The 22,605-nt window shown below is 70.0% G+C and carries 22 protein-coding genes; 14 read left to right on the top strand and 8 right to left on the bottom strand.

All coding sequences use genetic code 11. The features are described 5' to 3' along the window. From MKK84_RS08365 to MKK84_RS08350, 4 genes are all read right to left on the bottom strand, one after another. Window positions 1–1,041, bottom strand: a 1,041-nt coding sequence (locus MKK84_RS08365; protein ID WP_243918636.1) for a HAMP domain-containing protein, incomplete at its 3' end; no start/stop codon positions are given. An 89-nt stretch (window positions 1,042–1,130) separates the two neighbouring features. After that, a complete protein-coding gene (locus tag MKK84_RS08360) occupies window positions 1,131–1,682 on the bottom strand; it encodes a chemotaxis protein CheW (RefSeq protein WP_243918634.1) in 552 nt (183 codons plus the stop codon). Between the two features lie 325 nt (window positions 1,683–2,007). Beyond that, window positions 2,008–3,534: a CheR family methyltransferase gene (locus tag MKK84_RS08355; RefSeq protein WP_243918632.1), complete on the bottom strand. Its 1,527-nt coding sequence runs from the start codon at window positions 3,532–3,534 to the stop codon at window positions 2,008–2,010. A gap of 6 nt (window positions 3,535–3,540) precedes the next feature. Then, a complete protein-coding gene (locus tag MKK84_RS08350) occupies window positions 3,541–4,035 on the bottom strand; it encodes a chemotaxis protein CheW (RefSeq protein ID WP_243918630.1) in 495 nt (164 codons plus the stop codon). Between the two features lie 208 nt (window positions 4,036–4,243). On the opposite strand from MKK84_RS08350, the gene MKK84_RS08345 reads away from it, so the two are divergent. The 7 genes from MKK84_RS08345 (at window position 4,244) to MKK84_RS08315 (ending at window position 11,298) form a co-directional block, all read left to right on the top strand. Then, window positions 4,244–4,492 carry a hypothetical protein gene (locus MKK84_RS08345; RefSeq protein ID WP_243918650.1) on the top strand — a complete coding sequence of 83 codons (249 nt, stop codon included), beginning with the start codon at window positions 4,244–4,246 and terminating at the stop codon, window positions 4,490–4,492. A 293-nt stretch (window positions 4,493–4,785) separates the two neighbouring features. After that, on the top strand, window positions 4,786–5,607 hold the full coding sequence (locus MKK84_RS08340; RefSeq protein ID WP_243918628.1) for a DeoR/GlpR family DNA-binding transcription regulator: 822 nt from the start codon (window positions 4,786–4,788) through the stop codon (window positions 5,605–5,607). Window positions 5,608–5,691: 84 nt separating this feature from the next. Beyond that, the gene (gene glpD / locus MKK84_RS08335) at window positions 5,692–7,224 is read left to right on the top strand and encodes a glycerol-3-phosphate dehydrogenase (protein ID WP_243918626.1); all 1,533 of its coding nucleotides are present in this window, start codon (window positions 5,692–5,694) and stop codon (window positions 7,222–7,224) included. Window positions 7,225–7,278: 54 nt separating this feature from the next. Further along, window positions 7,279–8,784 (top strand): glycerol kinase GlpK, encoded by a 1,506-nt coding sequence (gene glpK / locus MKK84_RS08330; RefSeq protein WP_243918623.1) that lies wholly within the window; start codon window positions 7,279–7,281, stop codon window positions 8,782–8,784. Window positions 8,785–8,976: 192 nt separating this feature from the next. After that, complete coding sequence (locus MKK84_RS08325; protein ID WP_243918621.1) at window positions 8,977–9,708, top strand: MIP/aquaporin family protein; 732 nt, start codon at window positions 8,977–8,979, stop codon at window positions 9,706–9,708. 137 nt (window positions 9,709–9,845) lie between these two features. Continuing rightward, window positions 9,846–10,823, top strand: a complete 978-nt coding sequence (gene lipA, locus MKK84_RS08320) for a lipoyl synthase (RefSeq protein ID WP_243918619.1) — start codon at window positions 9,846–9,848, stop codon at window positions 10,821–10,823. Window positions 10,824–10,839: 16 nt separating this feature from the next. After that, window positions 10,840–11,298 carry a type II toxin-antitoxin system RatA family toxin gene (locus MKK84_RS08315; RefSeq protein ID WP_243918617.1) on the top strand — a complete coding sequence of 153 codons (459 nt, stop codon included), beginning with the start codon at window positions 10,840–10,842 and terminating at the stop codon, window positions 11,296–11,298. 229 nt (window positions 11,299–11,527) lie between these two features. On the opposite strand, the gene MKK84_RS08310 is transcribed toward MKK84_RS08315, so the two are convergent. Continuing rightward, a complete protein-coding gene (locus tag MKK84_RS08310; RefSeq protein ID WP_243918615.1) occupies window positions 11,528–12,745 on the bottom strand; it encodes an FAD-dependent oxidoreductase in 1,218 nt (405 codons plus the stop codon). Window positions 12,746–12,759: 14 nt separating this feature from the next. Beyond that, window positions 12,760–13,257: a CinA family protein gene (locus tag MKK84_RS08305; protein ID WP_243918613.1), complete on the bottom strand. Its 498-nt coding sequence runs from the start codon at window positions 13,255–13,257 to the stop codon at window positions 12,760–12,762. Window positions 13,258–13,360: 103 nt separating this feature from the next. Here MKK84_RS08305 and MKK84_RS08300 point away from each other — a divergent pair, with 103 nt between their 5' ends. After that, entirely contained in the window at window positions 13,361–13,759 is a 399-nt protein-coding gene (locus MKK84_RS08300; RefSeq protein ID WP_243918648.1) for an MAPEG family protein, read from the top strand. A gap of 3 nt (window positions 13,760–13,762) precedes the next feature. On the opposite strand, the gene MKK84_RS08295 is transcribed toward MKK84_RS08300, so the two are convergent. Then, window positions 13,763–15,091: a bifunctional 2-C-methyl-D-erythritol 4-phosphate cytidylyltransferase/2-C-methyl-D-erythritol 2,4-cyclodiphosphate synthase gene (locus tag MKK84_RS08295; protein WP_243918611.1), complete on the bottom strand. Its 1,329-nt coding sequence runs from the start codon at window positions 15,089–15,091 to the stop codon at window positions 13,763–13,765. Between the two features lie 168 nt (window positions 15,092–15,259). On the opposite strand from MKK84_RS08295, the gene dusB reads away from it, so the two are divergent. Genes dusB through ntrC form a run of 3 tightly spaced genes read left to right on the top strand, consistent with a single transcriptional unit; the run spans window position 15,260 to window position 18,939 of the window. Further along, on the top strand, window positions 15,260–16,285 hold the full coding sequence (gene dusB / locus MKK84_RS08290) for a tRNA dihydrouridine synthase DusB (protein ID WP_243918609.1): 1,026 nt from the start codon (window positions 15,260–15,262) through the stop codon (window positions 16,283–16,285). Then, the gene (locus MKK84_RS08285) at window positions 16,282–17,424 is read left to right on the top strand and encodes a two-component system sensor histidine kinase NtrB (RefSeq protein ID WP_243918607.1); all 1,143 of its coding nucleotides are present in this window, start codon (window positions 16,282–16,284) and stop codon (window positions 17,422–17,424) included. Before dusB ends, MKK84_RS08285 begins: the two co-directional genes overlap by 4 nt. Before the next feature lie 48 nt (window positions 17,425–17,472). Then, window positions 17,473–18,939: a nitrogen regulation protein NR(I) gene (ntrC, locus tag MKK84_RS08280; RefSeq protein ID WP_243918605.1), complete on the top strand. Its 1,467-nt coding sequence runs from the start codon at window positions 17,473–17,475 to the stop codon at window positions 18,937–18,939. Between the two features lie 175 nt (window positions 18,940–19,114). Here ntrC and MKK84_RS08275 read toward each other — a convergent pair whose 3' ends face one another. Then, entirely contained in the window at window positions 19,115–19,384 is a 270-nt protein-coding gene (locus MKK84_RS08275; protein ID WP_243918603.1) for a hypothetical protein, read from the bottom strand. Between the two features lie 102 nt (window positions 19,385–19,486). On the opposite strand from MKK84_RS08275, the gene MKK84_RS08270 reads away from it, so the two are divergent. The 3 genes from MKK84_RS08270 (at window position 19,487) to MKK84_RS08260 (ending at window position 22,382) form a co-directional block, all read left to right on the top strand. Next, complete coding sequence (locus MKK84_RS08270) at window positions 19,487–19,660, top strand: Rmf/CrpP family protein (RefSeq protein ID WP_243918601.1); 174 nt, start codon at window positions 19,487–19,489, stop codon at window positions 19,658–19,660. A gap of 107 nt (window positions 19,661–19,767) precedes the next feature. Continuing rightward, a complete protein-coding gene (gene metC, locus MKK84_RS08265) occupies window positions 19,768–20,952 on the top strand; it encodes a cystathionine beta-lyase (RefSeq protein WP_243918593.1) in 1,185 nt (394 codons plus the stop codon). Further along, window positions 20,949–22,382 (top strand): MmgE/PrpD family protein, encoded by a 1,434-nt coding sequence (locus MKK84_RS08260; RefSeq protein ID WP_243918591.1) that lies wholly within the window; start codon window positions 20,949–20,951, stop codon window positions 22,380–22,382. The genes metC and MKK84_RS08260 overlap by 4 nt, the downstream gene beginning before the upstream one ends. The last annotated feature ends 223 nt before the right edge of the window (window positions 22,383–22,605 follow it).

Genomic DNA, 22,605 nt, shown 5'->3' with positions numbered 1-22,605 from the left:
CTGGGCGGTGGCCTGCGCGGTGGCGATCACCTCGGTGGCGCGCTTGCTGATCTGGGCGCCCGAATGCGTGATCTCGTCGACCGTGGCGGCGGTCTCCTGCACGGCGGCAAATTGCTGCTCAACGGAGGCCGCCTGCTCCTGGGCCGAGGCGCGGATCTCGGCCGCCGCGGCGTTCAGGTCGGCGGTGGCGGCCCGGTTGGTCTTGGCGAGGTCCGAGAGGCCGGCCACCATGGCGTTGAGCGTGGTGGCGAGCCGCCCGATCTCGTCGCGGCCGGTCATCGGCAGCTGGCCCGACAGGTCCCCGCCGCCGACCCGTTCCACGAAGGCCATGACGGTCTCGAGCGGGCGCACCACCGCGCGGCTGATCATCCACGTGACCAGGATCGCCAGCACGATCGCGGCGGCGAGCGTCAGGTAGATCGAGAGGCGGGAGCGGTCGTAGACCTCCTGGGCGGCACGCTGGCCCAGCGCCATGCCACCGTCGAGCAGGGTCCTGAGGTTCCTGATCCCCTCCAGAAAGGGCGTCTGGAGGCGGGCGATCTCGTCGTTGCGAGCCTCGACGCCGGCGACATCCTGCTTGGCGATCGCCGCGAATTGCGCTTCCCCGAGGCTCTTGACCTCACGGAAGGTGCGCTGGACATCGGCCGCCGCGGCAGCGATCCGGTCCCACGCCGCCACACGCTCGGTGGAGGCCGAGTAGGCCCGGTACTCGGTGGAGAGCTGGATCGTGGTGGCGAGCCGGTTCTCGATCTGGGTGGCGGTCTGGCGCCAGGCCGCCACGGTGTCGTCCGTGCGCACCTGGCGGCCTTGCGTCGACGTCAGCATCGCGATCACGGCGGTCCGGCGCAGCAGGCCGAGATCGCGGGCCTCATTGCCGAGGTCGTCGATCTGGCGCAGCACCGTCATATCGCGCCGGACAATCGCGTCGGTCGTGTCGCGCACCGCACCGATCTGCTCCAGAGCGTAGAGCCCGAGCGCCACGATCACGACCGTGACGGCGAAGAAGCCGAGGAGGATGCGTCTACCGATCGAGAGATTCACGGTCGGGCTGGCTCCGGTTGGGGGCGTGGTGGGGCGCAGGTCTCGAGAAAACCAGCGGCTGTGTCTGCGGAACCTGCTTCGCGAGCCCGTCAGGGCAGGGCGCGACGCAGGAGGCGAGGAAGATCGATGATGACGAAGTCCGGTCGGTCGGCACCTGCCACGCCGGGGGCATAGCCTGAAGCGACCTCGTTGCCCAACCCGCCGGGATTCGTCGCCGCTGCCGCCGCGGGGGCGATCCCCAGCACCCGATCGACCGCCAGGGCGAGGGGCTGATGGGCCGGGGTTCCGCGCAGCACCACGACATGACCGGGCTCGCCCGCGGGTTCCGGCCGACCGAGCGCCCGGGCGAGGCCGAGGACGCCGACGATCCGCCCCGAAAGGGCGATGAGGCCGATGAGCGACGGCACCGCCCCCGGCATGGGCGTGAGCGGACGCATCGGCAGGACCTGCGCGACGGCTTTCAGCGGCAGGCCGTAGCGCTCGCTCCCGCAGGAGCAGACGAGGTGGTCGAGGCCGGCATCGGTATTCGAAGCGCTGATACCGCGCCGGGCCAGCGCTGCGGTTCGTTCGGCTCGGAGTTCGTCCTCCGATCGGAGGCGCGAGGCCGCGCCTGGATCCTGTCTGGTCGCGCTCGGTTCCATTAGGGCGCCACGATGGTCGGGCGTCGCAGGCCGAGACGCGCGGCTTCAGGATAGTCGGGACCGAAGGCCGCCGCGCATTTCCCTCCCCCCTCTGCGGGGGAGGGTGGCCCCCGGAGGGGGGAGGGTCGGGACGAAGTCCCGCAAGGGGGGAGCGACGGTGCAGGATGGAGGTCTGCCCTGCATGAAGGCTGCGCCCTTTTCTGAAGCCGGGCTTCCCCTCTCCCGACCCCTGCTGACGCAGGGCCCATCCTCCCCCGCAGAGGGGGGAGGGGGACGCGCAGCCATCCATCAGCGCTATCTGACGGCACTTCATGACTCCGCACGATCAGGAACTCCTGCTGCCGCGGCCGAGCGCCGCGCGGGCCGCGGCTGCCCCTACAGCGACGTCCCCGGCGGACACGCCGTCGCCCTCGGGCAGCACCGTGTCGGATCCCAGGGCTTCGGCGAGGGCTTGGCTCAGCGCGATGGCGTTGTCGAGGGCGCGGGCCGCCTCGCCGGGGCGATCCAGGGCGATCAGCAACAGGCCGAGATGGTAGTGGGCCATCACGAAGCCCCGGTCGAGATAGAGGGCCGCCCGCAGCGCCCGCTCGGCCTCCGCGTCGCGGCCCAGCGCCCGGGCGAGGAGGCCCTCGTAGAAGCGCAAGGCCGGATCGGTCGGATCGCGGTCGAGGGCGATGCGCAGCGCCCGCCATGCCGACCCGGTATCCCCGGCATCCGCGAGGACGCGGATGCGATCACGCTCGGACACGCCCTGATCAGACACGTCGTGAAGTAAGATAGCCTGTGCGCGCTGCGCAGCGCCGGCCGATATGACGGTGCGCGGCATCGCCTCGTCGGCAGACACGGCGGGCAGCCCCGGGGCGTCCGTAAGCGTGGCATCCGCGAGCGCGCCGCCACGAACCACCGGTGGCGCGATCGACGGGAGCTCCGGTTCAGCGAGCACGACGGGCGGCAACGCCGGCGCATCGGACAGGGTGCGATAGGCCACGGTCCCAGGCAGGCTGACCGCATCGAGGAATCCCGCGAAGGCGGGGCTCGGCTCGGCGTGGCCGAGGAGCAGCCAGCCGTCCGGCCGCAGCCTGCGGCCGAGGCCGCGCACCACCGCGGAGACCGTCCGGGCGTCGAAATAGATCAGCACGTTTCGGCAGAGGATCAGGTCGAACCGCTCGCCGTCCCGCGCCTGCGGATCGGCAAGGGTGAGCAGGTTGCCGCGCTCGAACCGCACCAGACCCCGGAATTCCGGCCGCAGGGCATAGCCGCCCTCACGCCGAATCCCGGGCGCCGGGGGCAGGCGGGTGAAGTACCGCAGCCGCTCCGCCGGCGGCATCGTGCGCAGGGCCCAGCGGCCGTATTCGGCGGCGCGGGCGGTGGCGAGCGCCTCGGCGCTGATATCGGTTGCGAGGATCGAGACCCGCCAATTCGGCAGAGCGTCGCCCAGCAACTCCTGCACGAGGATCGACAGGGAATAGGGCTCGGCCCCGGTCGAGCAGCCCGCACTCCAGATCCGCAGCGTCCGCTCCGATGCGCGGGCTGCGATCAACGCCGGCAGGATCCGCTCGCGCAGCGCCTGGAACTGCTCGGCGTAGCGGAAGAAGAACGTCTCGCCGACGGTGATCTCGGCCTCGAGGCGCGCCCATTCGGCCTCGCCCTGCGCGCCGTCCGACAGGAGGGCGGCGTAGGCCGCGCAGTCGGCCGCCCCCACCTCGCGGAAGCGCCGCCGCAGACGCTCGATCAGGAGATCGTCCTTGTCGACGTAGTAGTGGTGGCCGGTGCGCGCGATGATCCGCGCCTTCAGCGCCGCGTAGGCGGGATCGGCCCCCGGATCGGGGCGGGGCGGGCCCGGACGGGACATCGCGGGTCAGGCGGAAACGGGCAGGGCAGCGAGGCGCTCGGCGGCGGCCCGGGCGAGCGCAGCGACCCGGGCACGCTCCTGCGCGGTCAGGAGGCGCGTCGGCGCCAGCGCGTGGACGAGGCGCTCGCCGAGAACGAGTTCGGCCGCCACGCAGCCGTTGAGCGTCCCGTCCTCGCCGGCCGGGCGGATCGCGAAGTCGGGTACGGTGACGAGATCGGCGGCCCGATCCACACAATACGCGACGGCCTCATCCCGGACGAGGACGAGATGCGCGTAGAGGCCGGCCGGCGCCCCCGCCGGACGCAGGCCAAGAAGGGACGCGAGGTCGATCACGGGCACCGGCGCGCCACCAAGATTGAGGAAGCCCGTCAGCCAGCCTCCGGCCGCGGGCGGGGCGTGGAGATCCGGCAGCGGCAGCACCTCGGAGACCGCGTCGCGCGGCAAGGCGCAGGGCGTTCCGGCGACATCGAGGAGGAGATAGGCCGTTCCGTTGCTGGCCAAGGTCGTCCGCTCCCCCCTGATCGTCCGTCGGATCCCGGACGACACGAAGGGCGCAATAGGCTGTGTTCATGATCCCGGCAATCACGCCGCGGGCGCGGAGCGGCGACGGGAACCAAGTCTTGGCTCAGCCGCTTATTTTCCGACGCAGCAGTGCCGCATCTATGATGGTCGGCGCCTCGCCTGCGTCGGACTATGCCAGGGATTGATGATGAGGAAACTTCTGTTGGCCGCCGCGTCGCTGACGCTCCTCGCGGGCTCCGCCTACGCGCAGGGCAACGCGCCCTACAACAATTCGGGCTCGCAGGCCGGTGGCCCGCGCGGCGGCATGGAGCGGGCCGGCGAAGCGGCGGCGATGGAGCGGGGCGCCGCTCCGGCAGCCGAGCGGCCGATGATGCGCAAGCGCATGATGAAGCACAAGCGGATGCGGCATCATCGCCGGATGCGCCACCACATGTAAGGTCGCGGCGCTCGCCGCCACGGGGCGGCCGAGCCCGCTCGATCAGGCCTGCCGCACCTGCGGCAGGCCTTTTTCGTATCCGCACCTCCACCTGGGTGCAGTGATCGGAACCATACTTCAGCCGTCCGTCTCCGCAGGTGGCGTTCCCGTTGGTCCGCTTTGGGCCTTGCCGGATCGACACACGCGGTTCACGCTCGGGCGAATACAAGCATCACCACAAAAATGTTCGGAACCGAACATCGCCTGAGACCAGGTGCACGCCGCGGGCCGGGCGGAACGACACGGGAGGAACGATGACACGACCGCTCGACCGGAGGTTCGAGGACAGGATCGAGGCGACCGGCGTCGAGGGACGGCGCAGCGCCATCGTGGCGGCGGTGCGCCAGCGGGGCTTCGTAACCATTGAGGCCCTGGCGGCGCAGTTCGGCGTCACCGTTCAGACGATCCGCCGCGATCTCAATGAGCTGAGCGCCGAGGGCCGGCTCGAGCGCTACCGCGGCGGCGGCGGATTGCCGTCGAGCGTCGAGAACATCGACTACGCCGATCGCAGGGTGACCCTGCTGCCGGAGAAAACCCGGATCGGCCGGCTCGCGGCGAGCCGGATCCCATCGCACTGCTCGGTCTTCATCAATATCGGCACGACGCCCGAAGCGGTCGCTAAGGAATTAATCCGGCACGACGATCTGAGCATCATCACCAACAATCTCCACGTCGCGCTCTCCCTGGGGGAGGCGACGGAGTTCCGCATCGTCGTGGCCGGCGGCACCGTGCGCAACCGGGACGGCGCGGTGCTCGGCCAACTCACCTGCGACACCCTCAGCCAGTTCCGGGTCGACGTGGCGGTCATCGGCATCAGCGGCATCGACGCCGACGGCGCGCTCCTCGATTACGATTACGAGGAGGTACGGGCGACGCAGACCATCCTCGCGCACGCGCGGAAAACCTTCCTCGTGGCAGACCACACCAAATTCACCCGGCGGCCGATGGTCCAGGTCGGGCGCCTCGACCAGATCGACACCTTCTTCACCGATCAGCCGCCGCCGCCTGACACCGTCGCGTTGCTGGAGCGTCATGGCGTGACCCTTGCGGTCGCCGAAGGGACAGACGAACCGTAACGAACATCGAATTTTTCGCTTGCGAAAGCGTTCGGCTGCGTCAATATATCTCCAACTCGCCATCAGGGCGGGGCAGGAGGAACCATGGCGGCAGCAACGCGCCAGCGCGAGCCGTCCGACGCCTACGATCTTCTGGTCGTCGGCGGCGGCATCAACGGCACCGGCATCGCCCGGGACGCGGCCGGTCGCGGCCTGTCGGTGCTGCTGGCCGAGCGCGGAGATCTGGCCGGGTTCACCTCCTCGTCCTCGACGAAGCTGATCCATGGCGGCCTGCGCTACCTTGAATATTACGAGTTCCGCCTCGTCCGGGAGGCTTTGGCCGAGCGCGAACGGCTGCTGCAGCTCGCCCCCCACGTGATCTGGCCGCTGCGCTTCGTGCTGCCCCACGACGAGGGCCTGCGCCCGGCCTGGATGCTGCGGCTCGGCCTGTTCCTCTACGACCATCTCGCGCGGCTGCGGACCCTGCCGGGCTCCCACGGAGTCGATCTGCGCAGCTCCGCCTACGGCGCGCCGCTACAGAAGCGCCTGACGCGCGGCTTCGTGTATTCCGACTGCTGGGTCGAGGACAGCCGCCTCGTCGTGCTCAACGCCATGGATGCCCGCGAGCGCGGCGCCACGGTGCTGACCCGCACCGGTGTCGTCTCGGCAAGGCGCGAGGGCGAGGGCTGGGTCGCGACGCTCCGCGACGAGCGCGGCGGGGCCGAGCGGACGATCCGCGCCAGGGCCGTTGTCAACGCCGCCGGCCCCTGGGTCAGCGCGACGCTCGGCGGCACGCTCGGCATCAACAGCCGGGCGGCGGTGCGGCTGATCAAGGGCAGCCACATCGTGGTGAAGCGCCTGTTCGACGGCGATCAGGCCTACATCCTGCAGCAGCCCGACAAGCGCATCATCTTCGCGATCCCCTACGAGCGCGACTTCACGCTGATCGGCACCACCGACGTGCCCTATGACGGGGAGCCCGGCCCGGTCTCGATCTCCGCTGAAGAGACCGACTACCTGTGCGGATGCATCAACCGCTCGTTCGACACCAAGATCTCTCCGGCCGACGTGGTCTGGAGCTATTCGGGCGTGCGCCCGCTCTACGACGACGCCGCCGAGAACGCCTCCGCGGTGACCCGCGACTACGTCCTCGACGTCGAGGACCAGGGTGGGAAGGCCGCCGTGCTGTCGGTATTCGGCGGCAAGATCACGACCTACCGGCGGCTCGCCGAACACGCGCTGGAGAAGCTGAAGCCGTACTTCCCGCATCTCAAGAAGGCCTGGACCGGTGACGCCGTCCTGCCGGGTGGCGCGATGAAGGATTCGGACTTCGACCAGTTTTTGGCGAAGTTCCGAGCGGAAAAGCCGTTCCTGCCGGAGGAGACCGCCCGGCGCCTCGCCCGGGCCTATGGCACGCGGGCCCGCGACATCGTCGGGACTGCCCGCTCCGTGGCGGATCTCGGCGAGACCTTCGATGGCGGGCTGACGGCGGCGGAAGTCGATTACCTGCGCGGCGAGGAATGGGCGGTCACCGCCGAGGATATCCTCTGGCGGCGCTCGAAGCTCGGCCTGCGCACGAGCCCGGACAGTGCGGCGCGGCTTGCCGCCTACCTCGACCGCAGGGCCGCGGCGGCCTGACGATTTCGGACCCGCTCCGGCGCAGACCGGTCGGGCATAACAGGGGAGGGAACGATGAGCCGTTACGTCGGGGCCATCGACCAGGGCACCACCAGCAGCCGCTTCATCGTGTTCGACCGGGAGGGCAGCGTGATCGCGCTGGCCCAGGCCGAGCACGCACAGATCTACCCGGCCCCCGGCCATGTCGAGCACGACGCCACCGAGATCTGGACGAAAACGCAGGCCGTGATGCGCGAGGCTTTGGAGAAGGGTGGCCTCCAGCCCTCCGACCTCGCGGCGATCGGCATCACCAACCAGCGTGAGACCACGGTCATCTGGGACCGGACCACCGGCAAGCCGCTGCACAACGCCCTGGTCTGGCAGGATACCCGCAACGACCGCCTCGTGGCCGAATTCGCCCGCGACGGCGGCCGCGACCGGTTCCGCGACCTGACCGGCCTGCCGCTGGCAAGCTACTTTTCGGGTCTCAAGCTCCGCTGGCTCCTCAACCATGTGCCCGGCGCGCGCGAGAAGGCCGAGGCGGGCGACGTCCTGTTCGGCAACATCGACACGTGGCTCGTCTGGAACCTCACCGGCGGCACGGAGGGCGGCCTCCACGTCACCGACGTGACCAATGCCAGCCGCACGCAATTGATGTCGCTCAAGACCCTCGAATGGGACGCGGGCATGCTCAAAACCTTCGGCATCCCAAGGGCGATGCTGCCGAAAATCGTCTCGTCGAGCGAGGTCTACGGAGAGACCAAGGCGCCTTTCGCGGGCGTGCCGATCGCCGGCATCCTCGGCGACCAGCAGGCGGCCCTGTTCGGCCAGACCTGCTTCAGCCCGGGCGAGGCCAAGAACACCTACGGCACCGGCTGCTTCGCGCTGATGAACACCGGCACCGAGCCTGTCCCGTCGGAGGCCGGCCTCGTCACAACGCTGGCCTATCGCCTCGACGGCCAGAAGCCGGCCTACGCGCTCGAAGGCTCGATCGCCATCACGGGCGCGCTGGTACAGTGGCTGCGCGACAACCTGCACATGATCAAGGATTCCGCCGAGGTCGAGACGCTCGCCACCACGGTCGAGGACAATGGCGGCGTCTACTTCGTGCCGGCTTTCTCGGGCCTCTACGCGCCGCACTGGAACGAGGGCGCCCGCGGGCTGATCATCGGCCTGACCCGCTACGTCAACCGCGGCCACATTGCCCGCTCGGTCCTGGAGGCGACCGCCTTCCAGACCCACGAGGTTCTGGACGCGATGGCCAAGGATTCCGGCATCCCCGTCAAGGAGTTGCGGGCCGATGGCGGCATGGTCGCCAACAACACGCTGATGCAGTTCCAGGCCGACATGCTCGACGTGCCGGTGGTGCGCCCGAAGGTGGCCGAGACAACGGCGCTCGGTGCCGCCTACGCGGCGGGTCTGGCGGTCGGCTACTGGAAGGGGCTCGACGACCTCAAGCGCAACTGGGGCGTCGACAAGCGCTGGACGCCGAAGATGGATGCCGGCCAACGCGAAAAGATCGCCGCCGCCTGGGGCCGGGCGGTGCAGCGGTCGTTCGATTGGAAGACCGACGCGGATTGAGGACGCTTTTCCCTCCCCGTTGCGGGGAGGGACCAGGGGTGGGGGTGGTTCAGAAGGCACCGCGCCGCTCGATCCTGCACGACCCCCAAGCGGGATCTCCGATCCCCAAACTTCTCCCCGAAAGGGGCAGGAGAGCGCGTTTGCGCCAGGCCAAAACTTCAAAAAGCACCAACAAACGGGGGAGACAACACGATGACTTCGCCATTCCAGGGTGAATTTCTCGGCACGATGACGCTGATCGTGCTGGGTGACGGGATCGTGGCCGGCGCCTTGCTCAAGAAATCGAAGGGCGAGAATGCGGGCTGGATCGCCATCACGGCCGGATGGGCGTTTGCGGTGCTCGCCGGCATCTTCGTCGCGAACGCTACCGGCAGCCCCGACGCGCATCTCAATCCCGCCGTAACGGTGGCGGGCGCGGTCACGTCCGGGGATTTCAGCAAGCTCGCAATCTACATCCCGGCCCAGATGCTCGGCGCCTTCGTGGGCGCCGTGATCGTGTGGATCCACTACCTCCCGCATTGGGCGGCGACGCCGGAGCAGGATCTCAAGCTGGCCTGCTTCTGCACAGGCCCGGCGATCCGCGATGCGAAGTCCAACTGGATCTCCGAAATCATCGCCACCTTCTTCCTGATCCTGACCATCTCGGCCCTCGTGACCAACACCCTGGGCGCCACCGGGGCGATCCCGAGGGGCGTGGCGCCCTACATGGTCGGCATGCTGGTCTGGGGCATCGGCCTGTCGCTCGGTGGGACCACCGGCTACGCCATCAACCCCGCCCGCGACCTCGGCCCGCGCATCGCCCACGCGGTGCTGCCGATCGCCGGGAAGGGAACTTCGGACTGGAGCTACGCTCTGATTCCGGTGGGCGGTCCGGTCATCGGCGCGGCGCTGGCTGGGCTGTTCGTGCGCACCCTCGGGATCTGACGGAACCGCCATACCCTCAACCGCCGCGGGGCGTCCCTGCGTCGCGGTGGTTTGCGGCGCGGGGCCTTGGGGCTTAAGTCAGGGCGATCCCGACCGCGCCTTTGGGCGCCTCCACGCGGTGTGGCAGCCCCCGACCCATGGCCGTCGTCCTCGACATCCTGAAGAATGATCCGCGGCCGGTCCGCCATCCCGAGAAGGCGCACCGGCCCGATCAGCCCGTCCAGGCCAAGAAGCCGGACTGGATCCGCGTGAAGGCGCCGGGCTCGAAGGCCTGGACCGAGACGCAGAAGATCGTCCGCGAGCACGGGCTCGTCACGGTCTGCGAGGAGGCGGGCTGCCCGAATATCGGCGAATGCTGGGAGAAGCGGCACGCCACCTTCATGATCATGGGCGACACCTGCACGCGGGCCTGCGCCTTCTGCAACGTGCGCACCGGCCTGCCCGATGCCCTGGATCAGCACGAACCCGAGAACATTGCCGATTCGGTCGCCAAGCTCGGCCTGCACCACGTGGTGATCACCTCGGTCGACCGCGACGATCTGAAGGACGGCGGCGCCGAGCATTTTTCCCGGACCATCGCGGCGATCCGCCGGGCGAGTCCTGGAACCACCGTGGAAATCCTGACGCCCGACTTCCTGCGCAAGGACGGCGCTTTGGAAGTGGTGGTCGCCGCTAAGCCCGACGTGTTCAACCACAACCTGGAGACGGTGCCGGCCAAGTACCTCACGGTGCGGCCCGGCGCCCGCTACTTCCATTCGGTCCGCCTCCTCCAGCGGGTCAAGGAGCTTGACCCGTCGATCTTCACCAAATCCGGCATCATGGTCGGGCTCGGCGAGGAGCGGCACGAGGTGCTCCAGCTGATGGACGACCTGCGCTCGGCCGACGTCGATTTCCTGACCATCGGCCAGTACCTGCAGCCGTCGAAGAAGCACCACGAGGTCGTGCGCTTCGTCCCCCCCGACGAGTTCAAAGCCTACGAGACCACCGCCTACGCCAAGGGCTTCCTGCTGGTCTCGGCCACGCCCCTGACGCGTTCGTCGCACCATGCGGGTGAAGATTTCGCGCGTTTGCAGGCTGCGCGTCTGGCGAAACTGTCGCCCGCGCTCTCGGCCTGAAGGAAACCCGAACACGATGCCGTCCTTCCGGGTCACCCGCACGGTGAAGCATTCGCCGCAGCAGATGTACGACCTCGTCGCCGACGTGGAGCGCTACCCCGAGTTCCTGCCGCTCTGCGAGTCCCTGCGGGTGATCCGCCGGCAGGACATGCCGGAGGGCGGTCAGGTGCTGATCGCCGAGATGGGTGTGGGCTACAAGGCGATCCGCGAGCGCTTCACCACCCGGGTCAGCCTCGAGCCGGCCAATCTCAAGATCGTGGCCGAGTATATCGACGGCCCGTTCCGGCACTTGGAGAACCGCTGGCTGTTCAAGGAAGCGCCGAATGGCGGCTGCGCGATCGACTTCTTCATCACCTACGAGTTCAAGAGCCGCACGCTGGGGCTGCTCATGGGCACGATGTTCGACCGGGCCTTTCGCAAGTTCACCGACGCGTTCGAGGGGCGGGCCGACCGGATGTACGGGGCGCGAGCGTAGCGGCCGTCATCGCGCAGCGACGCGGCACTGCAACAGGCCGGTCTGCGAACGCGGGGTATCCAATCCAACCCGCTCATCCTGAGGTCCCGGAGCACAGCGGAGGCCTCGAAGGAGCCCTCCAGAAGCCGCGCGATCCCTGGAGCCCTCCTTCGAGGCCCGCTTCGCGGTCACCTCAGGATGAGGTGACAGGGTGGGATGACCGGGGTGAGGGCCGCTCGCCGAGACGGTCTCAGGCCCGCGCCGGCACGCGCACATGCTCCGGCCGCACGCCCATCCCGATCATCCGCGCCGGCAGGACCTGAAGCGGTGGCACGGCATCCAGGATCCGCAGCGCCAGCGGCGCCCGGAACGGCGCATCGGTCTTGAGCGAGGCCGCGATTACCCGCGACTGAATCACCCGCTGCAGCGCCTGCGTGGCCCGGACAGGAAACATCCGCCGGGCCTGGACCCGGGCGAGATCGGCCTCGGCGACGGGCCCCGCGTGCAACGGCTCGGCCAGCATATTGGCCGCCGCCACCGCATCCTGGATCGCGAGGTTGATCCCGACCCCGCCCACCGGCGACATGGCGTGGGCCGCGTCGCCGATGCAGAGCAGCCCCGGCCGGTGCCAGCGTTCCAGCCGATCGACCGTGACGGTCAGGAGCTTGACGTCGTCCCAGTCGGCGATCTCGGCGGTGCGGTCGGCCAGGAACGGCGCGATCTCCGCCACCGTGGCCCGGAAGGCCGGCAGTCCTTTCGCCCACAGTGCCGCATCGCCACCCTTCGGCACCACGTAGGCGCATTGCCACGCATCGCCCCGGTCGAGGGTGATGAGGATGCGCCCCGGCCCGAAGCGCCCGGCCGCCGCCTCGGGGTCGCCATCCCGGCGGGGCAGGCGGAACCACAGTACGTCGATCGGCGCGCCGAAGGCCCGGGGCGTGAAACCGGCGCAGTCCCGCATGCGCGAGTGCCGGCCGTCCGCGCAGAGCACGAGATCGGATCGGATCTCGACCGGGCCGTCAGGACCAGCGGCGCGCACGCCCGCGACTCGGCCATCCACCTCGATCAGCTCCCGGGCCTCGGTGCGGCGGATCAGGCGGAAGGACGGATAGCGCCCCGCCTCGCCGGCCAGAAAGTCCAAGAAATCCCATTGCGGCATGAAGGACAGGAAACGGTTGCGCGTCGGCAGCCGGCTGAAATCGGCCACACGGTAGCTGCGTCCGGCCACCACCCCGGAAAAATGTTCGACGCGCCGCTGGGGCAGGGCGCGGAAGCGGTCGGTGAAGCCCAGCTCGTCCATCAGATCGAGGGTGGACGGGTGGATCGTATCCCCGCGGAAGTCGCGCAGGAAATCCGCGTGCTTCTCCAGCACGACCGTGTCGATCCCGGCGCGGGCGAAGAGCAGGCCGGCCATCATCCCGGCAGGGCCGCCGCCGACGATGCAGAGGCGGGTGGTCACCCTCTCCATGAAGCGTCCCTCCTTCAGTCGCGAAGAGCGTCCTCCAGAAGGCCGAGCGCATCGGCGACGGCGGCCCGGCGGATGCCCGCGCGCCCGAGATCGCCGTAGCGCCGTTCGACGTGGCGCACGCCGCCGTCTCGCACGGCGAGACCGAAATGGACGAGGCCGACCGGCTTCTCCGCGCTGCCGCCGCCGGGGCCGGCGATCCCGGTGATCGCTACCGCCACATCGGCCCGGGAGTTCGCGAGCGCGCCGGCGGCCATCGCCCGCGCCACCGGCTCGCTGACGGCGCCGTGCTGGCGGATCAGGTCCATCGATACACCGATCGCTTCGGCCTTGGCCTCGTTCGAGTAGGTGACGAACCCGCGCTCGACTGCCGCCGAGGAGCCTGGCACCGCGGTGAGCAGGCCGGCCACGAGGCCACCCGTGCAGGATTCAGCCGTGGCGATGGTGCGCTTCGCCGCCGTGTAGGCCGCCACCAGCGCCTCGGCGCGGGCCAGGAGTTCCGTGTCGTCGATCATCGCCAACAGGCTCCCATGGGGCGGCCGCGCCCTATCTCGGGGTGTGGCGCGAAGCCTGTCCCATCCGAAGGACAGCTCGGCACGATCCGGAGATCCAATGCCGATGACCTTCCCCGCGACCATGGCCTTCTACGCCGGGCTGCTCGCCCTTTTCTATCTAGGCCTCTCAGGATGGGTGATGGCAAGCCGCGTGTCCAACAACGTCCTGTTGGGCGAGGGCGGTGACGCGGCCATGCTCAAGCGCGTCCGTTCGCACGCGAACTTCGCCGAATACGTGCCGCTGGCGCTGATCGTCATCGGCCTGCTGGAGGCGAGCGGCGGCGGCCACGGGCTGGTTCAGGCTCTGCTGATCGCCCTGCTGGTCGGCCGGATCCTGCATCCGATCGGGATGTTCGCGGCCCCGAATTCCCCGCGCCAGTTCGCCTGCCGGGGTGGCGGCATCCTGCTCACGATGGCGGCGCTTGCCATCGCGGCGGTTGCGCTGCTGCTGCGGATCGGCTGAGCCTCAGCCCTGCCGCATCGCGGTCTCGGCCTGCGCGTCGAGGCTGGGGCCGTCCTCCTCGGGCAGCCGCACCGTCGCGGCGGCCTGAGCGGCCAGCCCCTCGGCCCGGCCGACGAAGCCGAGTTTTTCGGTCGTCGTCGCCTTGATGGAGACCGCCGAGAGCGGCACGCCGGCAATTTCGGCGATGCGCGCCCGGATCGCCTCGCGGTGCTGGCCGATGCGCGGTGCCTCCGCCAGCACCGTGATGTCGAGGTGGTCGATCCGGCCGCCCCGGGCGCGGACCAGCTCGCAGGCGTGGGCCAGGAACTGATCGGACGACGCGCCGCGCCAGCGCTCCTCGGAGGGCGGGAAGTGGGTGCCGATATCGCCGTCCGCGATGGCACCGAGCAGAGCATCGGTCAGTGCGTGGAGCGCCACGTCACCGTCGGAATGGGCCAGCACGCCGCGATCGGCCGGGATCTTCACGCCGCCGAGCCAGACATGGTCTCCGGTGGTGAAGGCGTGGACGTCGAAGCCGGTGCCGAGACGAGTCACGTAGCTGGTCATGGTGCGGGCTCCCGGCGCGGGGGTTTCGGCGGAACCGGCCGCGAAGGTGCGGTCGGCCTCGATCAGGTCGGCAGGCTGGGTGATCTTGCGGTTGGCGATGTCGCCCGCAAACACCACCACCGGCAAGCCCGCCCATTCGGCGAGCGCGCCGTCGTCGGTGAAGCCGTCGAGGGCCTGCGCGGCGGCGTCCCGATGGGCGTTCAGCAGCGGTCCGAACACGAAGGCCTGAGGGGTCTGGACGGCGCGCAGATGCTCGCGCGGCGGCGTCTCGTGCACCCGGCCGATGCCCGGGGCGATGTCGACGACCCGCTTGACCGTGTCGGTCACCGGCACGCCCGGCACGGCCGCGCCATGGTCGCGCCCGGCCGCGATCGCCCGGGCGATCAGCGGCGCGTCGACGTAGGGGCGGGCGGCGTCGTGGACCAGCACGATCTCGGGCGCCGCGCCGGCCAGAGCTTCGAGACCGGCCCGGACAGAGAGTTGGCGAGTCGCGCCACCCTCGACCGGCTCGGCGATCTTGCCGCGGAGCCCGGCATCGAGCTCCCCCAGGCACGTCTGAAAAAATTCGGCCGCGTCGGCGGCAATCACCGGCTGGATCCGGTCGATGGCGTCCTGGGCGGCCAGCGCCGCCAGCGTGCGCGTGAGGACCGCCTGACCGCCGACGCGACGATACTGCTTGGGCGTGCCGCCGCCGATGCGGATGCCGCGACCGGCCGCCACCACCACCGCGGCGACGCCGGATCCCGCGGGTGCGGATCCGGTGGCAGGCGTGCCGGTGGCGGACATGGGCGATGGACTCGTGGAAGCTGGGGCGGGATCGCGGGCCGGACGCGGACCTGCCGTGACGCGGCTGCCCTGCCGATGAGCAAGCCCGTCGTTTAAGCGGGGGAGGCTTCGAAATCAACGCGCGGCCCCGCTTGCCAGCGGACGGGCCTTGCCTCATTGTTGGGCAGAATGGCGACTGATCATTATTTGAGCGCGCTGCGCGGGGGACGGCCGGTGGAGGGTGGGGCACAGCCTGCGCCGCTCTGCCTGCTGGCACCGCTCTCCGGCGTCACCGACCTGCACATGCGCCGGATCGCCCGCCGCTGCGGCGCCGACGCCGTCGTCTCCGAGATGGTCGCGGCGCGCGAGCTGACGCGCGGCGCCGGCGAGGCGACCCTGCGCGCGGACGGGTCCGGCGTCGACCTTCACGTGGTCCAGCTCGCGGGCTGCGAGGCGGAGCCGATGGCGCAGGCCGCGCGGCTCGCGGCAGCCAGTGGCGCCGATGTCATCGACGTAAACATGGGCTGCCCGGCCAAGATCGTGACCGGCATCGCCTCGGGCTCGGCCCTGATGCGCGATCTCGACCACGCGGAACGGCTTCTTGCCGCGGTTCGGAACGCTGTCTCCGTGCCGGTGACCGTCAAGATGCGCCTCGGTTGGGACGACACGACCCGCAACGCCGCCGACCTCGCGGCCCGGGCGGAGCGGCTGGGCCTCAACGCCGTCACGGTCCACGGGCGGACCCGGCAGCAATTCTACACCGGCACGGCCGATTGGGCGGCGATCCGGCCGGTGGTGGAGGCGGTCGCGATCCCGGTGATCGCCAACGGCGACGTCACCGACCTTGCGAGCGCCCGCGCCTGCCTCGCAGCCTCCGGCGCCGCGGGGGTGATGATCGGCCGGGCTGCGACCGGCCGGCCCTGGCTCGTCGGACAGGTCGCGGCGGCGCTGGCCGGCCGGCCGGTCCCAGAACCGTCGCGCGTCGAGCAGGCCGCGCTGGCCGCCGAGCATTATGCCGGCCTTCTGTCGCTCTACGGCCACGCGATGGGCGTGCGCCACGCACGAAAACACCTCGCTGCCTATGCCGAGACCGGCGGGGCGCTGGAGCCGGCCGAGCGGTCGGCGCTCCTGACCACGACCGATCCGGCGGCTGCATTGGACCTGCTGGCCCGGGCCTTCGCGGGTCCGGCGATCACGGTGCGGGAGGCTGCATGAGCGACGAACGCCCCCCGCAGGCAATCGGCGGCCGGCGCGACACCGCCGCCGAGGCCGTGCTCAACGCCCTGCCGCTGCCGGTCCTGACCATCGGCGCCGACGAGCAGATCCTCCATTGCAACCATGCCGCCGAGGCGTTCTTCGACTATTCCGCGCGCCTGATGCAGCGTCGCCGGCTGCGCGACATCATCCCGTTCGCCTCCCCGATCATCGCCCTGGTGGCCGAGGTGCGGCGCCGGGGCGCCAGCGTCAGTGAGTACCGGGTCGAGCTGACCCAGCCCCGCCTTGGGCTGGAGCGAAGCGTCGACGTGTTCGCCACCCCGCTCGGCGACGACGGCGATGCCGTGGTGATGATGCTCCAAGAGCGCACCATCGCCGACAAGATGAACCGGCAATTCACCCATCGCGGCGCCGCGCGCTCGATGGTGGCGCTCGGCGCGATGCTGGCGCACGAGATCAAGAACCCGCTCGCCGGCATCCGCGGCGCCGCGCAGCTCCTAGAGGGCACCGGTGCCGAAGAGGACCGGCTGCTCACCCGGCTGATCTGCGATGAGTCCGACCGGATCGTGCGTATCGTCGAGCGGATGGAGCTGTTCGGCGACGAGCGCCCGGCCGATCGCGGCGCCGTCAACGTCCACGGGGTGCTCGATCAGGTGAAGCGCTCGGCCCAGTCGGGCTTCGCGCGTCACATCCGCTTCGTCGAAACCTACGATCCGTCGCTTCCGCCGGTGCTCGGCAGCCGCGATCAGCTGATCCAGGTGATCCTCAACCTCGTGAAGAACGCCGCCGAGGCGATCGGCCCGGACGCGGTCGAGGGCGAGATCACCCTGTCGACCGCCTTCCGCACCGGCCTGCGCCTGCAGGTGCCGGGTTCCCGCGAGCGGGTCAGCCTGCCGATCGAGGTTGCGGTGCGCGACAACGGTCCCGGTATCTCGGCGGAGCTGTTGCAGGACCTGTTCGACCCGTTCGTCACCACCAAGGCGCAGGGGTCCGGCCTCGGTCTTGCATTGGTGGCCAAGATCGTCGGCGATCACGGAGGGATCGTCGAGTGCGATCCCGCCCCCCGCCGCACGACGTTCCGCATCCTCCTGCCGATGTCGAGCGCCCGCGACGGTCGCGAATCGGCGGTCGATCCGTGAAGTCGCATTCCCCCGTCCGGCCCCCGTCGGAGCTCTGAGTAGAGAGTCATGCCCAACGGCCACATCATCGTCGCTGACGACGACGCCGCCATCCGCACCGTCCTCAATCAAGCGCTGTCCCGGGCGGGCTACGAGGTCCGCTCGACCGGCAATTGCGCGACCCTCTGGCGCTGGGTCGCGCAGGGGGAGGGCGATCTCGTCATCACCGACGTGGTGATGCCCGACGAGAACGTGTTCGACCTGCTGCCGCGCATCAAGCGGGTGCGGCCGGAGCTGCCGATCATCGTGATGAGTGCGCAGAACACGTTCATGACGGCGATCCGGGCCTCGGAGCGGGGCGCCTACGAGTACCTGCCCAAGCCCTTCGACCTGAAAGAGCTGATCGCGATCGTGGGCCGGGCGCTGTCGCGGCCCCGCGGCGCGGCGCCGTCCGGCGCGCCGCCGGACAACGAGGACATCCCGCTGGTCGGCCGCTCGCCCGCCATGCAGGAGATCTACCGGGCGCTCGCCCGGTTGATGCCGACCGACCTTACCGTGATGATCACCGGCGAATCCGGGACCGGCAAGGAGCTGGTCGCCCGGGCGCTGCACGATTACGGCCGCCGCCGCACCGGCCCGTTCGTGCCGGTCAACATGGCGGCGATCCCGCGCGACCTGATCGAATCCGAGCTGTTCGGCCACGAGAAGGGCGCCTTCACGGGCGCGCTCCAGCGCTCGGCCGGCCGGTTCGAGCAGGCCGAGGGCGGCACGCTGTTTCTCGACGAGATCGGCGACATGCCCATGGAGGCGCAGACGCGCCTTCTGCGCGTACTCCAACAGGGCGAGTACACCACGGTCGGCGGCCGGGTGCCGATCAAGACCAACGTGCGCATCATCGCGGCGACCAACAAGGATCTGCGGATCTCGATCCAGCAGGGCATCTTCCGCGAGGACCTGTTCTTCCGGCTCAACGTCGTGCCGCTGCGGCTGCCGGCTTTGCGTGAACGATCCGAGGACGTGCCGGACCTCGTCCGCCACTTCTTCGTGATGGTCGAGCGCGAGGGCCTGACCCGGAAGTCCCTCGACGGCGATGCGATGGAGCGGTTGAAGCGCTACCGCTGGCCCGGCAACGTCCGCGAATTGGAGAACCTCGTCCGGCGGCTCGCCGCCCTCTATCCGCAGGACACGATCACCGGCCCGGTGATCGAGGCCGAGCTCGACACGCTGCCGCTGGCCGCGCCCGCGTCGTCGTCCACCAACGGGGCCGGCCGCAAGGCCGGCGGCGAATCGGAGAGCCTGTCGAGCGCAGTGGAGCGGCACCTCTCGGATTATTTTTCGGGTTATCGCGACACGCTGCCGCCGCCCGGCCTCTATCACCGGATCCTGCGGGAGATCGAAGGCCCGCTGATCGGCGCGGCACTCGCCGCCACCCGCGGCAACCAGATCCGCGCTGCGGAGCTGCTTGGGGTCAACCGCAACACCCTGCGCAAGAAGGTGCGGGATCTCGACCTGCAGGTGTTTCGGACGGCGCGGTAGGCCTTCCGAGCTACTGCAATCCATCCCCTTCATCCTGAGGTGCCCGCGTCAGCGGGCCTCGAAGGAGGGCTCCAGGGATCGCGCGGCCAGCTGGAAGGCTCCTTCGAGGCCTCCGCTTCGCTCCGGCACCTCAGGATGAGGTCCAGGGTGGGATAAGCGTTATCCCGCCTGCACCTTACCGCCCCGGCAGGATCGGATCGCCACGCATCAGGGCATGGAGCCGTTCGGTGTCGAATCCGTTCGGGATGCCGGGCGCAGCCGGCTTCGGCGCCGGGGCAGCCTTGATGGGCGCAGGCAGGGACCCGGTGGCGGAGGGCTCGGCCTGGGCGGCGCGGACCACCGGCGCCGGCGCCAGATGCGCGAGCCGGTCGGCGCTGACGAACACGACCGTCGCCGTGGAGGCGAGGACGAGAATGCCGCCGATGAGGGAACGCAGGATACGCAATCGACGATCCGATACGCGACTTGAGACGGCAACAGAATAGCGCCGCGGCCGTTAACGAAGCCCCACTCCAGGGCTTCCACCGCCAATCTTCGGGAGGCGATATTGACGAACGTCCAAGCCACCGCGAGCGACAGCCCGTTCATCCAAGGCCGCAACGCCCGCCTCTACGGCAAGCCCGTGAGCGATTGCCCCTATCCGGAGGGATCCGAGGAGCGCGCCGGCTGGATGGAGGCCTACGAGGAGGCCGCGAATACGAATCCGCCCGAGAAGCCCTGAGCACGAAATTCTGTCCTGACGGGTGCAGCCGGATGACGCCGCCGGCTTGACCTCATCGGATGCCGGGGGCTTCGTGCGTCGCAGAGCAACGCGATCACCGGTCCCCGATGTCCCTGACGCCCAAGCCCGAAAAGAATTTCGCGCCCGCGACGCGCCTCGTCCATGCGGGCCGCGATCCGGGCGCGCAGCACGGCTTCGTCAACACGCCGATCTACCGCGGGTCCACGGTCCTCTACCCGACCTACGATGCCATCAAGAACCGGCGCGGGCGCTACAATTACGGCACCTCGGCCACGCCCACGATGGACGCGCTCACCGAGGCCTGGACCGAACTCGCGGGTGCCGCCGGCACGGTCGTGACACCCTCGGGGCTGGCGGCGCTGACCGTCGCGTTGATGGCCGCGGTCTCGGCGGGCGACCACCTCCTCGTCACCGATTCCGCCTACCGGCCGACCCGCCAGTTCTGCGACGGCGTGCTGTCCCGGTTCGGCGTGGAGGTGACCTATTACGATCCCACCATCGGCGCCGGCATCGCCGCGCTGATGCGGCCGAACACGAAGGCGGTTCTGGTCGAGGCGCCTGGCTCGCAGAGCTTCGAGATGCAGGACATCCCGGCCATCGCCGAGGTCGCGCATGCCCGCGACGCCTGCGTGATCATGGACAACACCTGGGCGACGCCGCTGCTGTTTCCGCCCCATGAGCGGGGCGTCGACATCGCGGTCGAGGCCGGGACGAAATACCTGAGCGGCGGCTCGGACCTGCTGATCGGCCTGACCTCCGCCAACGCCCGGTATTACCCGGCGGTGCGGCGCACCTTCGAGCATTTCGCCATGTGCGCCGGCGCCGAGGACATCTTCCTGGCCCTGCGCGGCATGCGCACCATGAACCTCCGGCTGCGCGAGCATGGCCGCGCCGGGCTGGAGATGGCCCGGTGGTTCCAGGCGCGGCCCGAGGTGCTGCGCGTGCTCCATCCCGGGCTGCCGGAAGATCCCGGCCATGCGATCTGGAAGCGCGACTTCTCCGGCGCCTCCGGGCTGTTCGGGGTGATTCTCAAGCCCGTGCCGGAGGCGGCCGTGGCCGCCCTGCTGGACGGGCTGGAGCTGTTCGGGATGGGCTTCTCTTGGGGCGGTTTCGAGAGCCTCGTGATCCCGTTCGACTGCGCCGGCTACCGCACCGCCACGCAATGGGCGCCGGGCGGCCCAGCCCTGCGCTTCCATATCGGTCTGGAGGACGTCGAGGACCTGAAGGCCGATCTCGACGCTGGCTTCGCGCGCCTGCGGGCGAACGCGTGAGCGCACCGACCCGGCGGCGGCTGATCCAGGGTGCCGGCGCCCTGGCCCTCGTACAAAGCTGTGCGGCCATCGCTGCCGATGCAGAGGTGACCGGGCGGCTCGCCCGCTACATGGCGGCGGCCCGGGACCAGACCCTGCCGCCGGAGGTGCTGATCGCCTGCAAGCACCGGATCCTCGACACCCTGGCCGCCATGGTGTCGGGCGCCCGGATGCGGCCCGGCGAAATGGCGCTCGCCTATGTTCGCACCCTCGGCGGCACCGAGCAGGCGGGGATCGTCGCGTCGGATTTCCGAACCACGACGGTGAACGCGGCGCTGGCCAACGCCATGTGCGCCCATGCCGACGAGACCGACGATTTCGAGCCTGTGACCAAGGCCCATCCCGGCTGCGCCACCGTGCCGGCGGCCCTGGCGCTGGCCGAGCTGCACGGCAATTCCGGCGCCGAGTTCGTCCGGGCCGTGGCGTTGGGCTACGATCTCTGCTGCCGGTTGCTCCTGGCGCTGGGACCCGACCATGTGCGCGGCACGCACCGGAGCGCGGAGGGCACCAGTTCCACCTTCGGGGCGCTCGGTGCCGCCGCCTCGTTGGCCCGCCTCGACGAGCGCCGCATGCGCTTCGCGCTGGCCTACGCGGCCCAGCAGGTTTCCGGCCTGTGGAGCTGGGTGCGCGATCACGACCATGTCGAGAAGGCGTTCGACTTCGCCGGCATGGGCGCGCGCAACGGCGTCACGGCGGTCGGCATGGTCGAGGCGGGGCTGACGGGGGTGTCGGACGTGCTCGACGGCCGCCACAACCTGCTGAACGCGCTCTCGACCGCGCCGAAGCCCGACGCGATGCTGGAGGGGCTGGGCAGCCGCTTCTTCGTCACCGAAACCGCCATCAAGACCTATTCGGTCGGCTACCCGATCCAATCGCCGCTGGACGCGACGCTGACGCTGCGCCGGCAATACGGCCTGACGCCGGATTCCGTGCGCCACATCCTGGTGAAGCTGCCGACCGATGCCGTCGGCATCGTCGGGTCGAGCGCCATGCCGGATGTCAGCTGCCAGCACCTCGTGGCTTTGGCGTTGGTGAAGGGGGCGGTCTCCTTCGCCGACAGCCACGATGCCGGCCTGATGCACGATCCCGCGATCGCGGCGGAGCGCGCCAAGGTGGACGTCGCGGGTGATCCGGCCCTGATGGATCCGGCCGCCCCGCGCGGCGCCATCGTGACGATCACGCTGGCGGACGGCCGGATCGTCGAGCACCACACACGGCATCCGCCCGGCACGAAGGAGAACCCGCTGAGCACGGAGGCGGTGAACGCCAAGGCGCGCGACCTGATGGCGCCGGTGCTCGGGCCGGACAAGACCGATCGGCTGATCGCGCGGGTCAACGCGCTGGAGGCGGTGGCCGATATGCGCGAATTGCGGCCGCTGCTGGTTGCTTGAGGACGATGCCGCTGCGCGGCGCTGCGTGTGCTGGGTCCCGGATCAGGTTCCGCGACGCTGCCCCTGTCCGGGAAAAGGGGGCAGTTTTCCTTGAAACGCGCCGCCCTCTCACGGGCGCATGGAGCGCCAGCGGATTGCGACCCGGGACCCAGCACAGGAATCGCCGCGCAGCGGCACCGAATGCCCCCCGATACGGATATCCGCTGCGTCGAGCCGCCCGGTG

The sequence above is a fragment of the Methylobacterium sp. E-065 genome (assembly GCF_022829605.1).
Classification (GTDB): domain Bacteria; phylum Pseudomonadota; class Alphaproteobacteria; order Rhizobiales; family Beijerinckiaceae; genus Methylobacterium.
The sequence above is the reverse complement of the archived record's forward strand: the minus strand, read 5'-3'. Positions and strand labels throughout refer to the sequence as shown.